Genomic DNA, 19929 nt, shown 5'->3' on the forward strand with positions numbered 1-19929 from the left:
TCGGACAGTTATCTTGTTTTATTCCATACCAAGGTTGCTCTTTCTCGTCGATGCCAACTGTTATGAATGATCCGTCTCCCCTTACCGATGCTGCGACTCCCGCAGAAGAAAAGCTGAGCTTGAGTACCAAGCTGGCCTATGGAGCGGGAGATTTAGGGCCTGCCATTACAGCAAATTTACTAGGCGTATTTTTGTTGTACTTCTTTACCAGTGTGGCAGGGTTGGGAGCAGGGTTGGCTGCCAATATCTTGATGATTGGCAAAGTTTGGGATGCGGTTAACGACCCAGTCGTAGGGACACTGAGCGATCGCACTAAAAGCCGTTGGGGCCGTCGGCATCCTTGGATGATTTTTGGAGCCATCCCTTTTGGGATTTTCTTCTTTTTACAGTGGCTGATCCCGCGCTTTAGTAGCAACCCTGTGACCAACCAGTGGGGGCTGTTCTGGTATTACGTGGGCATTTCTATCCTGTTCAATACGTTTTATACAGCAGTTAACCTACCCTATACTGCTCTAACACCAGAACTGACCCAAGACTATAACGAGCGCACCAACCTCAACAGTTTCCGCTTTGCCTTCTCTATTGGTGGCAGCATTCTCTCGCTAGTGTTGGCATTGGCCATCTTCAAGGTGGTTCAAGGAAATCCTGCTCAGCAATATCTCGTGCTTGCAGGGGTTTGCACCGTTTTATCGGTTCTACCACTCTATTGGTGTGTTTGGGGTACCCGAAAACGAGTCGCAGTTACTGAGAGAGAGCGCCAAGCTAGTAGCGACGGGACAGAGCCGCTGCCCTACTTAGAACAACTGGGCATTGTCTTTCGCAATCGCCCTTTTCTGTTTGTAGTTGGCATCTACCTTTGCTCTTGGATCGCCGTGCAAAATACAGTCGCGGTTATTCCTTACTTTGTCGTCCACTGGATGCGCCTTTCTCAGGAAACATTCACTCAGGTCGTGCTGGTCATTCAAGTGACTGCCCTGATCATGCTGTTTGTCTGGAGCAGAGTGAGTAAGCATCTAGGCAAGAAGGCGGTCTATTTCATGGGCATGAGCTTGTGGATCATTGCTGAAGTTGCACTTTTTTTCCTGCAACCGGGGCAAACAGCGCTAATGTTTGTGCTGGCTTTTCTCGCAGGGTTTGGGGTCTCAACAGCCTATCTGATTCCTTGGTCAATGATGCCAGATGTAATTGAACTCGATGAGTTGCAAACCGGGCAAAGACGAGAAGGCATCTTCTACGGCTTTATGGTGCTGCTGCAAAAAATCGGTTTAGCCTTCGGCTTGTTTATGGTCGGTAAGGTTTTGGATGGCTCTGGTTTTATTGCCACCGTTGCAGGACAGGAGGCACCCCAACAACCTGAGTCGGCTTTATTTGCCATTCGCTGCTTAGTTGGTCCTCTCCCCTTAGCTTTTTTGCTGCTGGGATTAGGGTTAGCGTATTTTTATCCAATTACTCGCGAAGTTCACGCTGAGATTCTCTTGAAGCTACAGGAGCGCAAAGCCCACCACGGTAAAAGTGCTGGTCCTGAAGCTTCTGAAGAAATTTAAGTACCTTCAATACTTTCAATCGCTTCCTGGCTAGGCTGAGTCGGCAACTCTAACAAAAACGTGGTCCATCCCCCACCACTATCGACTCGGATCGTTCCTTTCAAGCGCTCCGCCAGTCGTTGTACTAAGGCTAAGCCTAAACCTGTTCCCCCTTGTTTCCAAGGATCAGCATTCGGCACGCGATAGAATTTTTCAAAAATCCGGGGTAGCTCGGCGGCTGGGATTTCCACCTGATTGCGAACTGCCAAAGTAACACTGGCATTGATCCCTGCTGACAAGTTTTTGGGCTGGGGCTGGTGGTTAACCTGTACAACAATTTGGCCTTTGGACGGCGTGTACTTACAGGCGTTGTTGAGCAACTCGGCAATGATTCGGCTTAAACTCGCTCGGTCCGAGATTAAAGTAGGTGGCTGAGACAAGAACTCTAGGCGCAAAACCTGGTGATGCTGCTGCGATCGCGTCTGAAATGGCTCTAGAAGTTCGGGCAGCCAATGCTGCAAATCGATCGACTCCACCACAAAAAGGGGATAAGACGCAGCTTCCAGACGTTGTAAATCTAGCAGGTCGTTGATCAGCTCAGCTTCACGGGCACATTCAGTTTGCAAAATTTGTAAGTAGCGTTCTTGCCGCTCGGCGCTGGGAGCCATCCGCAGCATGTGAATCGCCATTTTCATGTTGGAGATGGGAGTGCGAAGCTCATGAGACACGGTACTGAGGAAGTCATCCTTCAGCCGATTCAGCATTTCCAGTTCGGCGACCTGGGTTCGCGATCTTTGGTATAAGCGGGCTTGGCGAATGGCGATCGCGCACTGGTTAGCCACTTGCTGCACTAAGCGAATTTCCAGCTCATTAAAGACTGAACCACTGGATCGAAAGAGCCAGAGATCTCCTAGGACTCCCTGGTCATCCAGAATCGGGCAAGCCAGCAAGGTCGCTGCAACTTGGATCGGACGTAGCGTTAAACCCTCGTAGATACAGAACTGAAGATGCTGACCTTGTAAAAGCTGATAGTACACTTCTGGTCGATCAGCCATCTGAATGACTTGGCCTACGGCTGAGGGGCCAGGGCTGTAATCATGACTGATAGTAGAGATTGTGTGGTCGGCATTGTAGAGTCCGGTATCACAACAGGGCACCCCTAAGCCTTGTGCTAATTCCTTGACAGCTGTACTCAAAATGTAGTCTTCATCCAAGCTATCGCGGACCTTATCGGTGATCCGTTTCAGCGTGGCTTCAAAATCTAAGGCTTGCTGCAATTGCACTGTGCGTTCTACCACTTGCTGCTCTAAGCGAGCATTTAAGCGTTGCACCTGTTCGTAAAGTTCCGATTGTTGAATGGCGATCGCGAGCTGAGTTACCAGCCTTTGCAGGGAGTCAATCTCAAACGGTTCCCAGTGTCGGGGAGCAGAGCACTGATGAGCGCAGAGCAGCCCCCAAAGCTGATCGTTAGACACGATCGGCACTAGGAGGTTAGCTCGAATCTGGATGCGTTCTAAAAATTCTAAGTAACAAGATAGATAGCTTGTCTGGTAGATATCATCGACGACAGAAATTCGTCCCTGTTGATATTGGTGACTGTAATCCACATCAAAACAAGGATCATGCAGCTCGATCCCCAGAACAGATAGACAGCCTGGAGCCACGGATTCCACAATAAATTGCCCAGGTTGATCCGGAATAATTCGGTAAATGGCGGCTCGCTCAATTTGCAGGAGATTTCGTGTCTCAGCCACAGCAGTCTGCAAAATATCATTCAGATTCAGCGATCGCCGAATTCGCAAAGCCATATCAGCAAGTAGGCGATCGCGTTCTGTTTGTTGTTGAAGTTGGGCTTCTGCCCGTTTGCGTTCAGTGATGTCCTTGAACGTAACTACCGCACCCACCAATACTTCATGCTCACGAATGGGCATGGAGGTGTACTCCACCGGAAATGAAGTGCCATTTTTACACCAAAAGATATCTTCTATGCCTTGTCGCACCATCCCATCCTTGAAAGCGGCATAAATGGGGCAGTCACTCTCTAGATGAGGTGTGCCATCTAGCTTAGAGTGATGAATCGTGGCATGCATCGGCTGACCAATCAACTCTTCTACTTCCCAACCGACCATTCTGGAAGCAGCAGGATTCACAAAAGTAACGTGACCTTGCAGATCTAAGCCATAGATCCCTTCTCCCGCTGAGTTGAGAATCAAGTGGTTCTGATGACTGAGGCGTTCTAGCAACTCCTGCGATCGCTTTTGTTCAGTCACATCTGAAATCACCGCGATCGTCCCATTGAGCTGCCCCTCAACGTCATAAAGCGGTCCCGCAGAGAGGCTCAGGTCTATCTGTGAATGATCTTGTCGTTGACGGCGCACCTGTAACCCAGTGACCGTTTTTCCTTGGCAGATGTCTTGATAAAGCTGTTGAAATTCTGCTTGTCCAGCATCGGACACAATCGGCAGTGGTTGACCTACCACATCTGCCCCTTTCCAGCCAAACATAGCTGCCGCTGCGGCATTCCAAAGCTTTACCTTTCCCCTTTGGTCCAAGGCAATAATGGCTGAGGGTGCCGCATGGATCAAGGCCTGCAACACCTGATTCGTTTCCTGTAACACCGCCTCAATGTGCTGCCGCTGAGTAATCTCGATCAAAAGCTGCTGCTCATGATTTTGAGTTTCTGTCGTGATCTGTTGGCGATACTGCCGAAAAAACCGATTCAGGCGAGGAGCGTCCTGCAAAAGTGCAGCTAAATATTTTTGCGCCCGCTGATCAAGCTCATACGTCACTTCGGGATGCGCTTCTACCCAAACATGGCACAGCTTCAAATAAGCCAAAAACGCACTCAGGTGGTTGTAGTACTGAGTTCCCAACACTCGCTGCATTTGGTTGCAGCAAGCCTTAGAAGCATCCAAGCTGAGGAATATATAAACTGCACTGCTAAAAATGCTCTCTTCTAACAACGAGCCCGAATCAGGCCAAGTTGTTAAAGTCGCAGGCTGGGCTTCTAGAACACTAATGTAAAACTTAATCCTTGCTTCTGTGGGAGGCGGAGACTCTAATAACTGAAGGATATTCAAGGCTGACATGCCTAAAGGCTGCAAGCTGCAACTGTGGCAAATGAGGCAATACGGTACGGCACAGTAACGTGACAGATAAGCTGAAAGTTTTTCTTTAATTAAAGTCGGCAAAGGATTATTCAGATAGGCAGACAAAGTCTGCTGCCAAAGCGTCTCCAGGATCTCAGGGGTTGAGTGAGCAGCGGCAAAGAAAGGTGGAAAAAAACCTAACCGTTCTTCTATTTCTGCTTGAATTTGTTCACTAGTTCGCATAAGAGGTGCGAGTGGGATGCGGAAGACAGTTTTGACTGGGTATGTATCATCAGCTTCAGCTCAATCGTGCTGCCCATAGTAACGACTTTGAGCTTAACAATCTCTCAACTAGACGCCTCAATCTGAGTCAGTTAACAAATATTTCTTAAAGATTTCTGCTCGCCATGTAAATAGCATCACCAAGAGTTATTAGTTTAACTGGCTTTACTACGTCTTGTGGCAGCTAGGCAGAATGGTTCTGCGGCGGGGCAGGCAACGCATGTTGTTTTGCCACAAGCACCAGAGGCAAATTCTATGTTTTTAGGCTTAATTTGGCAGTCAAAGCTTCTGTAGAGGCATTGTGCTAGAAACATCGTGCAGGGGTAAGCCGATTCCTTAACGCTATCCAGCACCAATCAAGAAACAATTTACAGCTCTTTTACAGATCTAGAAATAAGAAATGACTCACGTCAAAGCGATCGCATTTCCTAGCTTTCCGCCAACCTTAAATCAGATCTAAATCCATCAGGATTAATCAAAGAGTTCTTTATCTACATCCTTGTTAAACTGGAATTATTTTCTTTAACTAGGATTTGATTCTTCTGGTTTTATTTCAACACATCTGTTCCAATATTAATTAATTCACCATTTTAGGAATCCTTGTGCCAGAACACTGAGTTGCGGAATTCAATTTATCCCTTTAGAGAAATATTTAAAGAGCAAATTCATTTAGGCTGGCTCACTCCTTCGCTCGGTCATAAATTCAAAAGCCACAGATCTAACAACTCTCTAACTGTCACCAGCTATGCCAAAAAACAAAAGCTGATTTTTAGTTCCATCGCAAGCTTCTAGAGATTTCAATCCCCTTGTTAACCTTATCTTTACGCTTTAGTTGTATTCTTTTCTCGTTTGCTAAATAAGCAGTCCAGCAAAATTACTCCGAACCTGACAATGGCGCTTCACTTTAACTTTGCTCATCGAGCTTTTCTGACTTCCGCGATCGCCCTGACGGTCGGTTTGGCTTCCTGCCAACAAACTCCCCCCAGCGGTCCTCAAGGTAGCAGCCCCGCACCCGCTGGCAATACTGCCGCCAACGGCAATGCAGGTGGTGGTCAAACCATTGCTTTAAGTGGCGCTGGCGCTAGCTTCCCCGCTCCCTTGTATCAGCGCTGGTTCTCTGAGTACAAGAAGCAAAACCCCACTGTTGAAATCAGCTACCAGTCGGTTGGTAGTGGTGCTGGCGTTAAGCAGTTTTTGGCCGAAACAGTAGATTTCGGAGCCTCAGACGCACCCCTCAAAGAAGATGAGCGGCAAGGATTTCCGGCTAAGCGGGGCCAAGCCATTCAAATTCCTATGACAGGTGGTGCTGTTGTCTTTGCCTACAATCTAGATGGCGTTGACAACCTCAAGCTATCGCGCGAAGCCTACTGCGGCATTGTGCAAGGCGATATTAAAACCTGGAATGATCCCAAGATTGTCCAAGACAACCCTGGTGTAAATCTACCCAGCAACCCCATCACCTTTGTTCACCGCTCTGATGGTAGCGGTACCACCTTTATCTTTACAACTCACCTGAAAGCAGCTTGCCCCAATTGGACTGCGGGTGCCTCTAAAGCTGTACAGTGGCCCGCTGGCTTTGTCGGTGCTAAAGGCAACGAAGGTGTCACCGCTCAGGTGCAGCAAACTCCCGGTGCAGTTGGCTATACCGAGTACTCCTACGCCAAAGAGAACAACCTCAAATCAGCTACGCTACAAAATAAGGGGGGTGAATTTATTGCACCTAGCCCTGAAGCATCTGCAAAAGCATTTGCTGGCGTGACCGTTCCAGAAGACTTTTCTCTGGTGATTCCTGATCCAGAAGCTAAAGACGCTTATCCCATTAATGGTTTGACCTGGTTGCTGGTTTACAGCCAGTACGACGACCCAGCCAAAGCAGATGCGTTGAAAAACATGGTCAAGTGGGCACTCTCTAATGGCGACCAGTATGCTCAGGAGTTAGGCTATGTGCCCCTACCCGATGAGCTGGCCAACCGAGTTGTCGCAACTCTTGATACCATTAAGGTTGCCGCTGCAACTCCGGCACAATAAGCTATTTGGTGCTATTTAGTTTCCGTAGGTAGCTCTTCAGTACCTACGGAACGTCTTTAATTAGTAGAGGAAATCATGACTTTGCTGGTCAGAGATTCTCAGGAGACAATTCATCAACGGTCTCCAATCTCCCGGTATGTGAATATTGGCTTTAAGTGGCTCACTGGCTTCTTTGCAGTGGCAATTGGTTTAACGCTATTGGCGATCGCCTGGCAGGTTGCCAACCAGTCCTGGCCTGCAATCCAGCAATTTGGCTTGGGTTTTCTGACCTCTAGCGCCTGGAATCCGGTTGAAGATCAGTACGGAGCTTGGCCATCGATCTACGGAACTTTAGTCAGCTCCTTTATTGCTCTGTTGCTATCGTTACCCATCGGTGTAGGCGTGGCTCTGTTCCTCAGCGAGGATTTTTTGCCACCCCGCATCCAGCAGCCTTTGGTATTTCTCATTGAGTTGCTCGCAGCCATTCCCAGTGTTGTTTATGGCTTATGGGGCATTTTTGTCCTCATTCCTTTGGTCGGCAAACTGGCTCTTTGGCTGCACCAGCACTTGGGCTGGGTTCCCTTCTTTAGCACCCCTCCACGGGGACCGGGGATGTACATCGCAGGAGTCATCCTGGCTATTATGACTCTGCCGATCATTGCAGCTATTTCCCGCGATGCTTTAGTGGCGGTGCCTTCTGAGTTACGGCAAGCTTCCTATGGTTTGGGCGCGACTCGCTGGGAAACCATCTTCAAAGTCATGCTACCTTCCGCTTTCTCTGGCATTGTTGGGGCGACGATGCTGGGATTGGGCCGAGCCTTGGGTGAAACAATGGCGGTCACGATGGTGATTGGCAACGCCAACACGGTCAGCCCATCAATTTTCTCTCCAGCCACCACGATCGCCTCACTCTTGGCGAATCAATTTGCTGAGGCATCAGGGCTGCAAATTTCGTCACTGATGTACACCGCCTTAATTTTGTTTGCCTTAACGCTGGTAGTCAATATTCTGGCTGAACTCTTGGTCCGCTCAATGAGGCAGAGCCTTTAGTATTGAGGCTGAATTGGCTCACTTAAAGATTTAGTCAAAATCGAGATCTAGCAAGTAGTCGCTTATATGGCTGATTTCCCCACTCCTTCACCGCCTCCATTTTCGCCGCGCAGCTTAATGCGGTCTCGGACCTCACCTCGGACTTTGTTCTCCGCCGCCATGACTGGGTTGGTGTTTATTGCCGCCGCGATCGCCTTATTGCCTTTGGTGGCAGTGCTGACCTATGTCATTCTCAATGGAGCCGATCGCCTGAGCTTAGATTTATTCACCCAATTGCCACCTCCACCACTCGTCAAAGGAGGCGGATTTGGCAATGCCATTCTGGGCACCTTGCTCACTGTCGGCATTGGAGCCGCCATTAGCATCCCTGCCGGAATTTTAGGCGCGATCTTTCTCTCAGAATTTGCTAGAGATACCACCCTCGCTTCTTGGGTTGACTTCTTTAACAACGTCCTCAGTGGTGTCCCTTCAATTGTGGTTGGGGTTTTTGCCTACAGTGTCGTGGTGCTGACTACAGGCACTTTCTCTGCCCTGGCTGGAGGTGTCGCTCTTGCCGTTCTAATGTTGCCAATCGTGGTTAGAACTGCAGCTGAGGCACTAGAATCAGTGCCGAATGAAATTCGCCAGGCTGCTGTGGGGTTAGGAGCCACTGAATTTCAAACTGTAGCCCGTGTCGTCTTGCCCGCGGCGATCCCAGCAATTTTGACTGGGGTGATGCTGTCGGTGGCTAGGGCTGCCGGAGAAACCGCACCCCTAATTTTCACCGCCTTATTTAGTCAGTATTGGGCGCGGGGCGTGATGCAACCAACTCCCACCCTATCTGTTCTGATCTTCAACTATGCCATTACGCCTTACAAGAATCAGCAAGAGCTAGCTTGGGCAGGCTCCCTAGTCCTCGTGGCTTTGGTACTAGTCACTAGCATCTTGGCTCGTTGGCTGACTCGACGTAAGGCTTAACCCCAGATTGATGAATTTTACTCAGCCACACGAAAAGAAAGGTTGAATAGAATGTAAGATATCTGTGCGTCCTCAGGAATGTTTGCGATCGCCTGCTTTAAGAGTTGGCTATACCCGGAAATTTGGGTTTCAAGTTTATGACTTAATTGGATAACTACATTTGGTGGCAACGCCTGACGGTGCGAGGTAAGTTGCTAGCTTGCATTTGAATAGAAACATTCTGAATCATTTCAACTAATTAGAGGCGAACTAATCCATTCGGGTTAACTTTATGCATACTCATAGTCCCATTGCCAGTCAGACGGATACCGTTTTACGTGCAGAAAACCTGAACGTTTATTACGGCAGCTTCCGCGCCCTCCGCAATATTTCCTTGGATATTGCCAAAAACCAAATTACAGCTCTTATTGGCCCTTCTGGCTGCGGTAAGAGCACCCTGCTGCGCTGTTTCAACCGTCTCAACGACTTGATTAAGGGATTTAAGGCCGATGGTAGAGTTTACTACCACGCTCAGGACCTCTATGCCTCTGAAGTCGATCCGGTCGAAGTTAGACGCCGAATTGGCATGGTATTTCAGAAGCCCAATCCTTTCCCCAAATCAATTTACGACAACGTCGCCTTTGGTCCTCGACTCGTTGGCTATAAAGGGGATATGGATGAATTGGTTGAGCAATCTCTCAAACAGGCAGCGCTTTGGGGCGAAGTTAAAGACAAACTGCGAGAGAGCGGCTTAGCTTTATCGGGTGGGCAACAACAACGGTTGTGTATTGCCCGTGCGATCGCCGTGCAACCAGATATTATTTTGATGGATGAACCTGCTTCAGCCTTGGACCCCATCTCAACCCTCCGCATCGAAGATTTAATGCAGGAGTTGAAGCAGCAATATACGATCGTAATTGTGACGCACAATATGCAGCAAGCGTCTCGGGCCTCCGATCGCACGGCTTTTTTCAACGTTGAGGAAAACGAGAAAGGCGGGCGCAGTGGTTATCTAGTTGAATACGATCGCACCGAAATCATTTTCCAAAGTCCACAACAGCAGATTACTCAGGAATATGTGAGCGGTCGTTTCGGGTAATCATTAATCATTGCTAGCGCCAAGCTTCAGCCCTAACGAGATTAAATATTTGCATTTAACTGTATCCAGCAATCTTTTTTGTCTGGATTATTTTTTTTGAGAGCAATTTCGTCTTTGCTCTCAATACCTATCTCTTAGGAAGGTGATCCCCTAGTACCGATACAAGATAGGATTAACTTTAATTTTCTGATTTAATCCTGTTCTTTTTCGGTAATACATTATGAAACGCTATCTGTCACGTTTGCTAGCTCTGATTCTAGTGGTTACGGTTGGTCTGGCAGGATGCAGTGGCGACCAGCTCAGCGGCAACTATCGGCAAGATACTCTTACGCTCGTTAACAGTTTGAGAGAAACCATTGAATTGCCTCAAGACGCTCCCAATCGTGTCCCTCTTCAAACAGAAGCTCGCCAGAAAATTAATGACTTCGCCTCACGGTATCGCCGGGATGACTCTGTAACCAAGCTGAGTTCTTTTACGACTATGAGAACTGCTTTGAATGCTCTGGCAGGGCACTATAGCTCTTACCCCAATCGCCCGCTACCGCAAAAGCTTAGAGACCGCTTGCAGCAGGAGTTGACCCAAGTCGAAACGGCTCTCAACCGAGGTGCTTAATTTTTCAGCTTCAGCAGACCCAGTTGGCATCGTAACTTTCGTAGCAGATTTTAAGATCTTCCGTTAGTTAACGTCGCGCGATCGCATTTTTGGCATCATTTCATTTCTATTACAAAATCGCCTTAGGTCCGAGTTGGCTTTGGATCTAGGGCGATTTTGATTTCTCAGGTTTAACCCAAGTTGGCAGTCTTCAGTTGACGACGCTTTGAGCAGGCTCAGAAACCTTCTCGTCTTCCCGTAGCACCTCAGTCAAGATCGAAGCTGGACGCTGTCGATGGGGCCAAGCAAAGGCATGCTTAAAAGCTGCATCTTGGCAAGCTTGAAGTTCCTTAAAACCAATCACATCGTAGGTCAACAGATTTTCGTACTCGAACGGCAAGCGAACATTGTGCAACCCTGCATTATCTGTGCAGATAGCAATATCTACCCCTGCTTCAAAGCAGCGATCGAACACTAGTTTGAGTTGGCGAATGTCCTCTAGAGTGCCCGTCTTGAGATACGTGGTCGGACAGACTTCCAAGCATTGATTTTGCTGAGCCAACTCTGGCAAAAGTTCTGGATATCGCAGCGGAATCTGAATTCCGTGACCAATCCGCATCAAATAAGGTAGTAGTTCTGGGTAACTGCCATCTGTGGTTTCGTACACATGCCCAGTAGTGTTGAGTCCCAGCGATCGCGCGTAGGCATACAACTCCGTAAACTCATCAAGCCGCTCCGCATAATAGGCATCGCCCCCAGCTAAATCAATGCCACAAACATAGGTGCGATTTTGAGCTGCTAATTCCACGATGGCTCGGTTTACGGCATACGGTAAGCGGGAGTGCATGCACAAGATCTGGCTCGTCACGATCGGGTATTCACTCAGCTGACTAGCCTGCCCTACAATCTCGACAATTTGAGCCATCTGGTCGATCCGCTCAGTTTGGGGCAAATGGTCCGGCGTTCGCAAATAAGGGGTATAGCGCAACTCTAAATACGCGAGATTCTCAAAGATATAAGCGCCCCGAATCAAGCGGTAGATAAAGTAAGGTAATGTCTTGGCACTCTGGACATTTTCTACCAGCGTATGTAATTCTAGATACTCATCTAGGGTTTTACGAGGCCGAGTGTAGAATTCCTCAAACTCTGGGTACTCTGGAAAGCGTTGAGCTAAATCCGACTGACTGCGATGAAAGTAGCGCCAGAGCACCCGTGGGACAACTGAACCGCCTAAGTGACGGTGTAGCTCAGCATATAAAGACACGGCAACCTCATTCAAAAAATAAGTTGACAATCGCCTGCCTGTCTTAGGAAAAAGAGCACAGTTAGATTAAATCAGCTAACTGCACCCCTCTGGTCCCAGTCAGCAGCTGCCATTAAATTGTGTAAATCCTTCTTCAACTATAGACAAATCTATGGAAGACCGGAGGGTTTCTAAAATGGCTCTCAACAGATTTTTCAACTTCTATCTTGAGGTTGACACTTGTTACGTTGGTTGCCGATAATCGTAATTTGTGTGAAGTCTAGCACTAGAAAAACCCTTGGCTAACGTAGTTGTAATTGGGGCCCAGTGGGGCGACGAAGGAAAAGGTAAGATTACCGACCTGCTCAGCAAATCAGCAGATGTTGTTGTACGTTACCAAGGGGGTGTCAATGCTGGGCACACCGTGGTGGTTAAGGACAAAACTTTTAAGCTGCATCTGATCCCTTCTGGCATCCTTTATCCCGACACAGAATGCATTATTGGATCGGGTACGGTTATTGATCCCAAAATCTTGATTGAGGAATTGGATCAGCTCGATAAGTTGAATGTTTCAACTAAAAATCTCTTGATCTCCGAAACTGCCCATGTAACGATGCCTTACCATCGCTTGATTGACCAAGCATCGGAAGAGCGGCGCGGCAGTCACAAAATTGGCACCACGGGGCGTGGAATTGGTCCCACCTATGCTGATAAGTCCGAGCGGACGGGCATCCGGGTGATGGATTTGATGAATGCAGAATCCCTCCGGAAGCAGCTGAATTGGGCGATCAACTACAAGAACGTCATTTTAGAAAAGCTGTATAACTTGCCACCGCTCGATCCAGAAGCAGTGATTGCTGAGTATCTGGAATATGCTGAGCGGTTGCGGCCTCATGTCGTCGATTGCTCACTCAAGATTTACGATGCCATTCAACGCCGTCGCAACATTTTGTTTGAAGGTGCCCAAGGCACGCTCCTCGACCTAGACCACGGTACTTATCCTTACGTCACTTCCTCTAATCCGGTAGCGGGTGGCGCTTGTGTCGGCGCTGGCGTTGGCCCTACCATGATCGATCGCGTGATTGGGGTGGCGAAAGCTTATACAACTCGCGTCGGTGAAGGCCCTTTCCCCACTGAACTTGATGGAGAAGTGGGTGAGTTGCTCTGCGATCGCGGTGCAGAATTTGGCACCACCACGGGTCGGAAGCGGCGTTGCGGCTGGTTTGATGCCGTGATTGGTCGCTACGCCGTTCGCATCAACGGCTTAGACTGCTTGGCTATCACTAAGCTAGACGTGCTGGATGAGTTGGACGAAATCAAAGTTTGCGTCGCCTACGAGATTGAAGGTCAACGCTGCGAAGACTTCCCTAGTAGTGCTCGTCGCTTTGCTCACTGCAAACCCATCTACAAGAGCCTCCCTGGCTGGAAGCAATCAACGGCTGATTGCCGCTCTCTAGAGGATCTGCCGAAGCAAGCCTTAGACTACCTGAAATTCTTGGCTGAGTTGATGGAAGTGCCGATCGCGATCGTATCTCTAGGGGCAAGTCGCGACCAAACCATCATTGTGGAAGACCCCATTCACGGACCGAAGCGAGCTTTGCTCTACGCTAACGGTGCGGCTGTTGCTGCTGAGGTCTAGAACACACGCTTTCTAGCATGACTGCACTTTATGGGCACCTATACACCTGCCGTTAGCAGGATTTAAGTTACTGTGCTCTGCGTTAGCCTGAAGGGCCATAGCGGAGCACAGTTTTTTTTATGCTACTGAACCTGGAGTGTCAAAAACGGGAGTCTGGAACTAAGCCGGGAGCGCTACGACGTGCTGGCAAGACTCCTGCTGTTTTGTATGGACATAAAGGGGCAGAGTCAATTTCCTTAACCTTGGATGCCAAAGTAGCGGAAAGCTTAGTTGATAAAGCCACTCTGAACAATACATTGGTGCAGCTGAGCATTCCCAGCTTAGGGTGGAGTGGCAAGACGTTGCTCCGCGAAGTTCAAACTCACGCTTGGAAGCCGTCAATTTATCACCTCAGCTTCTTTGCGATTGAGTCGCAATCTAGCATTCACGTTCAGGTACCTATCCATCCCACGGGTGAAGCCCCAGGAGTCAAGCTGGAGCAAGGTTCTCTGGATACAGTTTTAACGGAAGTGCAGATCCAATGCCCTCCTGGAAGTATTCCTGACTTTATTGAAGTGGATATTTCCGAGCTTCATGTGGGCGATATGGTACATATCAGCGATCTAAAATTGCCTGATGGTGCCGTTGCGCTAGAAGATCCAGCGCAGGTAGTCATGATCGTCATCGGACCTAGAAGCACTGCGGCAGCAGAGCAAGACGAAGCAACAACTACGGAATCAGCTGCCGCTACATAAGTCTGAAATACAAGTTTCGAGCCAAACAGAGTTATAAGAGCCAGGGTTACACCTGGCTTTTTTGTGGGAGCTTTTTGATTAGGTAGGTTGTTTTGGGCTGAATTTACTGGATATTAGAGAGTATGACAGACACTTCTCTTCCCCCTTTTATTCAACAGATGCTGGAGCCAGGATTTTATCCCCATCCTGTCGTAGAGCCGATCCAGCTAATTCAGACTCACGTTTCCTATGTACTGCTGACAGGTGACTATGCTTATAAAGCCAAAAAACCCGTTAACTTTGGCTTTTTAGACTTCGATACGCTGGAGAAACGCCATCACTTCTGCGAAGAAGAACTGCGCCTCAATCAACGCGGTGCAGCAGAGCTGTATATCGAGATTCTGCCCTTGACGCAGAGTGGCGATCGCTATACCCTAGGTGGCTCCGGCGCTCCGGTCGAGTATGTGCTCAAGATGCGGCAGTTTCCCCAAGAAACGCTATTCACGAATTTGTTCGATCGCGGAGAGTTAACCGCAACCCGTTTGGTAGAGTTGGCCCAAGAACTCGCAAGTTTTCATGCTAAGGCAGCTAGTAGCGACTATATCCGGAGCTTTGGTGAGGTAGACCAGATCCGAGTCGCGATCGATGAAAACTACGACCAAACCCAGGGCTATGTAGGCGGGCCGCAGACTCAGCAGCAACTCGACGAAACTCGCAGCTACACCGATCGCTTGTTTGCAGAACAGAAAACTCTGTTCGACAGTCGTATTCAGAACGGCTGGATTCGTGAGTGTCACGGTGACGTGCATTTGCGGAATATTTGCCTGTGGCAAGACAAGATTTTGCTGTTCGACTGCATTGAGTTCAACGAGCCGTTTCGCTTTGTTGATGTCATGTTCGATGTCGCTTACATCGTCATGGACCTTGATGCCCGCGATCGCTCCGACCTAAGCAATATCTTCTTAAACGCTTATGTAGAGCAAACGGGAGACTGGGAAGGGTTGCAAGTTCTACCTTTCTATCTCAGTCGACAATCTTATGTCCGGGCCAAAGTCACTTCGTTCTTGCTAGATGATCCGGCTGTCCCGGAAGCCGAGAAGCAAGCCGCTGCTGAAACCGCCGCCCGCTATTACCGTTTAGCTTGGCAGTATACCCAACCGCAGCAGGGGCGATTGATTTTGATGTCTGGGTTGTCTGGCTCTGGCAAGAGTACTACGGCGCGCCAAGTGGCAGGAGAAATTGGCGGTATTCACATTCGCTCTGATGCGGTGCGGAAACATTTGGGTGGCATTCCTCTCCAGCAACGGGGTGGCGCTGATCTGTATACGCCAGAGATGACCCAGAAAACCTACGATCGCCTACTCAAACTTGGCACGACCCTAGCAGCTCAAGGCTTCCCGGTGATTCTGGATGCTAAGTACGATCGCCAAGCTTTACGAGCTGAGGCGATCGCTCAAGCCCAAGCTCATCAATTGCCGCTGCAAATTCTTTATTGCACGGCTCCAGAAGCTGTGTTGCGCGATCGCTTGCAGCAACGCACCCATGACATCGCGGATGCCACGGCAGATTTACTCGCTCAACAGCAGATGGACCCCTTTACAGCGGATGAGCAAGCTTTCGTGACCACCCTAGACACCACGAAAGACTTAACATCCTTGCTCACGTAGGTTCTGCAATCCCCGTAGGGATAGGAGAAAAAGACGGTGGCCAAGTCTTCTAGGTTTTCAGGCGGATTTGCAGTAGGACTGAAGTGGTCTTTATTCTTTCTGCTCTGCTTTTTCATCCTGGGTTACTCCGCCGTCTTTAGTGTCCTTCTCGCCTCAATGGGAGGATTTGCCACTAGCTTGATCACAGATTGGTGGAATGCTAAAGCTGATCCTCAACCTGCGACAACTTCAGATGCCGTAGGCAACCAAGCGAATCAGCCTAAAGCAGAACGAGTCCTGACCCGCGCTGAAAAATGGCAACGAGCCACTGGCACTCATCGCAGGCGTCTCCCCAGATTAAAGTGGCCGTTTGGCAAAAGGTAAAATCAAGCTCATGACTAACTCCCCCAATAAAGTACAGCGATGGTTAGCCTGGGGCTTGCCTTTTCCGCTAATTGTGCTTAATGCTTGGGTTGCCCTTCAGGTATTTGAGTATTTTGAGCCACTCGTGACCGTAGTTGGCCTCGGTGTTTTGTTAGCTTTCGTCTTAAACTACCCCGTGCGTTTTTTGCATCAACGCGGCATGAAACGCAATCGAGCCGTTTTCTTAACGTTCTCCGTGGCGCTCCTTGTGGTGATTGGGGTGGGGGTGACGCTGATTCCCATTGTGCTAGAGCAACTGAGCGAAGTGATCAGAGTTTTGCCGAGTTGGATTAATTCAGGCAGTACTAAACTGGAGCGCTTGAACCAATGGCTAGAGACTCGCAATTTGCCCATCGACTTCAGTCATTTGGCCACTCAGTTGACCGATCGCTTCCCAGATGAGGTACAAGCCCTAGCCGAAGAATTGCTTACCTTAGCTTTGGACACCGTCAACAGCGTCTCCGACGTACTACTGACGGCTGTGCTGACGTTTTACTTATTGCTAGATGGCGATCGCCTCTGGAACGGTTTGTTTCGTCGCTTGCCGAGTCGGTTTGGGGTGCCCATTCAGCGATCGCTCCAACAAAACTTTCAAAACTATTTTCTCGGTCAGGTTACGCTTGCGGCCCTCGTCGGCACTGCTATGACTCTGGCTTTTTTAGCGCTGCGGCTGAAATTTGGCTTGCTATTCGGCCTTGGGATCGGCGTTATGACCTTGATTCCCTTTGGCGATGTCCTAAGTTTCGTGCTGGTGGGCCTCTTGGTGGCTTCGCATGATTTTTGGTTGGGTGCCAGAACGTTAGGAGTGGCTGTGGTGGTCGATCAAGTGATTGACCAAGCGATCGCCCCAAGATTAATCGGCAGCTTTACAGGTTTAAGCCCCATTTGGGTGATTGCTGTCTTGGTCATTGGCACGAAAGTTGGTGGCTTACTGGGTCTCCTGATTGCTGTTCCCATTGCCAGCTCGATCAAAAGTCTTTTGGATATTAGCTTCCAGCCTGTTCCAGAAGATAATGGCCGCGAACTTGAGCCATCCAATTTCAATCCCATGCAGCTAACTCCTGCAGAATCAGATCCTCGCTCGTAAGGCGAAGCCTTCAGCAGAGGTTCTTTGGAGGGTTACAAGGTCGCTTGTCCAAGACTTCGCCCTGATCAATTCAATCGATCGCCTATGTTTTTATTTCTGTCGAAGTTGCTGCCTTTATTCCTCTACCCGTTAGGGCTGAGCTGTCTGCTGTTGGTGGTGGCCTTGTTGACGTTTTGGAAGCGGCCTCGAATTGCGGCTGGTGCGATCGCTCTGGCCCTCACCATTCTGTTGTTAGGGGGCAATGGTTGGGTTGCCAATCAGTTAGTGCGATCGCTGGAGTGGCAAAATTTACCAGCGGCAGAATTGCCTCAAGCAGATGCGATCGTGGTGCTAGGGGGTGCGACTAAGTCTGTTGCCAAACCCAGACCTGGCGTGGATTTGAGTGAAGCAGGCGATCGCGTGGTCTATGGGGCGCAACTGTATCGCGAGGGGAAAGCGCCACTTTTGATTCTGAGTGGCGGGCGGATTAACTGGCGGGGTGGGGGATCTCCGGAATCAGCGGATATGGCGGCATTAGTGAAGAGTTGGGGCGTACCTGAGTCAGCGATTCTGCAAGATCCGCGATCGCTGAATACCTATGAGAATGCCGTTAATGTGAAGCAGATTCTAAAATCACGCGACATTAAGCGAGTTTTGCTCGTCACTTCGGCCATGCACATGCCGCGATCGCGACTCATTTTCCAGCGTCAAGGTATTGAAGCAATTCCTGCACCCACTGACTTCTTGGTCACTGAGCTAGAAATGCAAGAGCTACAGAGCAGCCCAGAAGCACTCTTGCTCAATCTCATCCCTGATGCTGATCGGCTACAACAATCTTCTCGCGTCCTGAAGGAGTATTTAGGATTAGCAATTTATCGGCTACGCGGTTGGCTGTAGGTGACAAATTAACTACCCTCTCCCATTAGTCCCTACAGTCACGACCACTTCTGAAGTAGAACTGATGTCAGATACTACAGGACACATTACTTGCAGCCGCAGCGTATTGCGGAATTCAGGAGCGAGGTAGCGCTGTTGAATGGGTTGCCAACTTTGCCACAGTTGCAGTTTTCGTTGTTGAATTTGCTCATCTAAACTCGGTAGCGCTGTGGCTAAGTCTGACTCTAACTCAGCACTCAAAAACTCGCTCAACACTGAATAATCTTGAATCTGACCTAGCACTTCCTGAATATTCTTAAAGTCTTCGACTTGAGCGGCATAGGCAGGATCATAGAAGTCGGTGAAGAATTCCGTTTGATAGCGTACTCGCTTCAGCTGCTTACGCAGGTCATGCAGTTGCGTTTCTTGGTCTGCCAATAACGCTTGAATGACTTTGGTATCTGACTTTGATGAGGATTGATTTTGAGCTAGATTCGCTCCGACTAGCCAACCGGGATGCAGCAGCAGTTGACTGATTAGCGGCAGTAATAAATCAGGCAGCACTTTGAGAATAGGTTGCTCAGCGATCGCTTGATACTCGGGGTGTTTAACCCAACGGGAAAAGGCTTTCTTGAACTTTTGGTAGTGGCCGCGATGTAAGGTTTTTTCTAGTTCAGCGAAGTGGTGCGATCGCCGCTTTTGTAGTTTTCTAAAAACGGCATCTAACTCTTTTTGCTCTGCTTTTTTAAGTGAGGGATAGTAACGATTTTTTAACTCTGGTTGCAGAACATCTAAATCTCGTACTGCTCCTAATTTCTTGGCGATTTTACTAATTTGAGGAATATTAGCTGCCTTGGGTAAATCTAAGGCAGGGCCAAACACTTGTAGGGCAGTCCGGAGACGGCGCATGCCAACTCGCATTTGATGTAAATGCTCTGGTTCTGAGTCTTGCAGTACTGCTGCTTCGGGCTTTACAGATTTTTTGAAGTGCTGCTGAATGGCTTGATGAGCATATTCTCCCAAGGTCGCTGCTCTGACGGGTGTCTGGATTTTCATATCGCTTCGTTACAACTCAAAGAATTATCAGAATGAAAAATCTTATCGAATTTTTGTTAACCTTTGACTACCATTTTGTTGATTTCAGCCAGGTAATTGCTCAGCCCTAAGATAGTTAGTTTGAAACTTTGTCTGCCAATACGCGTATTGGAGGAGGGTTTGGTAAACGAGCGCTTTTCTCAGCGAGCCTGTCGTCTAGGGCTGGGGTGGTTAAACTATAAAAGTATGGTTTTATCTCTATCAGAAATTTCAGATAAAGTTAACAAATTATTTATTCAAAGTAAATTAAAACTTCTAGAGTTAGTTATTTAGATGTCTCAGCCTTTACATTGGGTCGTCCCAGCTCCTCCACCGGACACTGAATTCTTTGCGGTCTATCAAGCCACCCATGAGTTTTATCGGGAAGCACAACATCGAGAGGCGTTGGAGGAGTATTACGAATGGTACGAACAAACGGCTGCTGCTCACCGCCGCGAGTTTGAGAAGATGCGGGGAGATGTGAATATTTTTGGCTGGTTTAGTCGGCGCGATCGCTAGTATCCAGCCTCCTGTTAGAACCGATAGCTTGGGGGCACCTGCCCCCAAACCCCCGCTGAGAGAGTTGCGTCCCCAGCCTCCGTCCAGAAGGTTTTGTAAAATTTTTTGGTGGAGAAGGTAAAAAGCAAAGACCCCTGATGTTTCTAGCAATG

Annotated in this window: 16 protein-coding genes; 13 read left to right on the top strand and 3 right to left on the bottom strand. The window is 48.8% G+C overall.

Features of this window, described 5'->3' with window-relative positions:
• Positions 1–62: 62 nt before the first annotated feature.
• Entirely contained in the window at positions 63–1544 is a 1482-nt protein-coding gene (locus H6F68_RS24680) for an MFS transporter (RefSeq protein ID WP_190563132.1), read from the top strand.
• Here the strand turns inward: H6F68_RS24680 and H6F68_RS24685 are convergent.
• Complete coding sequence (locus H6F68_RS24685; RefSeq protein WP_190563135.1) at positions 1541–4855, bottom strand: PAS domain S-box protein; 3315 nt, start codon at positions 4853–4855, stop codon at positions 1541–1543. The two genes, H6F68_RS24680 and H6F68_RS24685, sit on opposite strands and share 4 nt — an antisense overlap.
• 930 nt (positions 4856–5785) lie before the next feature.
• Here H6F68_RS24685 and pstS point away from each other — a divergent pair.
• From pstS to psb27, 5 genes are all read left to right on the top strand, one after another.
• On the top strand, positions 5786–6922 hold the full coding sequence (pstS, locus tag H6F68_RS24690; protein WP_190563137.1) for a phosphate ABC transporter substrate-binding protein PstS: 1137 nt from the start codon (positions 5786–5788) through the stop codon (positions 6920–6922).
• A gap of 75 nt (positions 6923–6997) precedes the next feature.
• On the top strand, positions 6998–7951 hold the full coding sequence (gene pstC / locus H6F68_RS24695; RefSeq protein ID WP_190433491.1) for a phosphate ABC transporter permease subunit PstC: 954 nt from the start codon (positions 6998–7000) through the stop codon (positions 7949–7951).
• A 66-nt stretch (positions 7952–8017) separates the two neighbouring features.
• Positions 8018–8908, top strand: a complete 891-nt coding sequence (gene pstA / locus H6F68_RS24700) for a phosphate ABC transporter permease PstA (protein WP_190563139.1) — start codon at positions 8018–8020, stop codon at positions 8906–8908.
• 271 nt (positions 8909–9179) lie between these two features.
• Entirely contained in the window at positions 9180–9986 is an 807-nt protein-coding gene (gene pstB, locus H6F68_RS24705) for a phosphate ABC transporter ATP-binding protein PstB (RefSeq protein ID WP_190433493.1), read from the top strand.
• 220 nt (positions 9987–10206) lie between these two features.
• Positions 10207–10599, top strand: a complete 393-nt coding sequence (gene psb27, locus H6F68_RS24710; protein ID WP_190563141.1) for a photosystem II protein Psb27 — start codon at positions 10207–10209, stop codon at positions 10597–10599.
• Positions 10600–10789: 190 nt separating this feature from the next.
• Here psb27 and H6F68_RS24715 read toward each other — a convergent pair whose 3' ends face one another.
• Positions 10790–11842 (bottom strand): adenosine deaminase, encoded by a 1053-nt coding sequence (locus H6F68_RS24715; RefSeq protein WP_190563143.1) that lies wholly within the window; start codon positions 11840–11842, stop codon positions 10790–10792.
• Between the two features lie 277 nt (positions 11843–12119).
• Here H6F68_RS24715 and H6F68_RS24720 point away from each other — a divergent pair, with 277 nt between their 5' ends.
• The 6 genes from H6F68_RS24720 to H6F68_RS24745 all read left to right on the top strand — a co-directional run bounded on the left by H6F68_RS24720 (position 12120) and on the right by H6F68_RS24745 (position 18205).
• Complete coding sequence (locus H6F68_RS24720) at positions 12120–13460, top strand: adenylosuccinate synthase (RefSeq protein WP_190433497.1); 1341 nt, start codon at positions 12120–12122, stop codon at positions 13458–13460.
• 119 nt (positions 13461–13579) lie between these two features.
• Positions 13580–14194: a 50S ribosomal protein L25/general stress protein Ctc gene (locus H6F68_RS24725; protein ID WP_190554920.1), complete on the top strand. Its 615-nt coding sequence runs from the start codon at positions 13580–13582 to the stop codon at positions 14192–14194.
• A 122-nt stretch (positions 14195–14316) separates the two neighbouring features.
• A complete protein-coding gene (locus H6F68_RS24730; protein WP_190563145.1) occupies positions 14317–15840 on the top strand; it encodes an AAA family ATPase in 1524 nt (507 codons plus the stop codon).
• A 36-nt stretch (positions 15841–15876) separates the two neighbouring features.
• The gene (locus tag H6F68_RS24735; protein ID WP_190563147.1) at positions 15877–16203 is read left to right on the top strand and encodes a hypothetical protein; all 327 of its coding nucleotides are present in this window, start codon (positions 15877–15879) and stop codon (positions 16201–16203) included.
• Positions 16204–16213: 10 nt separating this feature from the next.
• Complete coding sequence (locus H6F68_RS24740) at positions 16214–17329, top strand: AI-2E family transporter (RefSeq protein ID WP_190563149.1); 1116 nt, start codon at positions 16214–16216, stop codon at positions 17327–17329.
• Between the two features lie 84 nt (positions 17330–17413).
• The gene (locus tag H6F68_RS24745) at positions 17414–18205 is read left to right on the top strand and encodes a YdcF family protein (protein ID WP_190563151.1); all 792 of its coding nucleotides are present in this window, start codon (positions 17414–17416) and stop codon (positions 18203–18205) included.
• Positions 18206–18217: 12 nt separating this feature from the next.
• On the opposite strand, the gene H6F68_RS24750 is transcribed toward H6F68_RS24745, so the two are convergent.
• Positions 18218–19240, bottom strand: a complete 1023-nt coding sequence (locus tag H6F68_RS24750; protein ID WP_190563154.1) for a CHAD domain-containing protein — start codon at positions 19238–19240, stop codon at positions 18218–18220.
• A 312-nt stretch (positions 19241–19552) separates the two neighbouring features.
• On the opposite strand from H6F68_RS24750, the gene H6F68_RS24755 reads away from it, so the two are divergent.
• The gene (locus tag H6F68_RS24755) at positions 19553–19777 is read left to right on the top strand and encodes a hypothetical protein (protein ID WP_190433510.1); all 225 of its coding nucleotides are present in this window, start codon (positions 19553–19555) and stop codon (positions 19775–19777) included.
• Positions 19778–19929: the final 152 nt, after the last annotated feature.

Origin of the sequence: Trichocoleus sp. FACHB-262, from assembly GCF_014696035.1 — a bacterium.
GTDB lineage: Bacteria > Cyanobacteriota > Cyanobacteriia > FACHB-46 > FACHB-46 > Trichocoleus.

Bases quoted from the DNA above. Each gene is read 5' to 3' on its own strand.
- H6F68_RS24755 (WP_190433510.1), top strand. From the start codon at position 19,553: ATGTCTCAGCCTTTACATTGGGTCGTCCCAGCTCCTCCACCGGACACT.
- psb27 (WP_190563141.1), top strand. From the start codon at position 10,207: ATGAAACGCTATCTGTCACGTTTGCTAGCTCTGATTCTAGTGGTTACG.
- pstB (WP_190433493.1), top strand. From the start codon at position 9,180: ATGCATACTCATAGTCCCATTGCCAGTCAGACGGATACCGTTTTACGT.
- pstS (WP_190563137.1), top strand. From the start codon at position 5,786: ATGGCGCTTCACTTTAACTTTGCTCATCGAGCTTTTCTGACTTCCGCG.
- H6F68_RS24725 (WP_190554920.1), top strand. From the start codon at position 13,580: ATGCTACTGAACCTGGAGTGTCAAAAACGGGAGTCTGGAACTAAGCCG.
- H6F68_RS24680 (WP_190563132.1), top strand. From the start codon at position 63: ATGAATGATCCGTCTCCCCTTACCGATGCTGCGACTCCCGCAGAAGAA.
- H6F68_RS24685 (WP_190563135.1), bottom strand. From the start codon at position 4,855: ATGCGAACTAGTGAACAAATTCAAGCAGAAATAGAAGAACGGTTAGGT.
- H6F68_RS24750 (WP_190563154.1), bottom strand. From the start codon at position 19,240: ATGAAAATCCAGACACCCGTCAGAGCAGCGACCTTGGGAGAATATGCT.
- pstA (WP_190563139.1), top strand. From the start codon at position 8,018: ATGGCTGATTTCCCCACTCCTTCACCGCCTCCATTTTCGCCGCGCAGC.
- pstC (WP_190433491.1), top strand. From the start codon at position 6,998: ATGACTTTGCTGGTCAGAGATTCTCAGGAGACAATTCATCAACGGTCT.
- H6F68_RS24745 (WP_190563151.1), top strand. From the start codon at position 17,414: ATGTTTTTATTTCTGTCGAAGTTGCTGCCTTTATTCCTCTACCCGTTA.
- H6F68_RS24740 (WP_190563149.1), top strand. From the start codon at position 16,214: ATGACTAACTCCCCCAATAAAGTACAGCGATGGTTAGCCTGGGGCTTG.
- H6F68_RS24730 (WP_190563145.1), top strand. From the start codon at position 14,317: ATGACAGACACTTCTCTTCCCCCTTTTATTCAACAGATGCTGGAGCCA.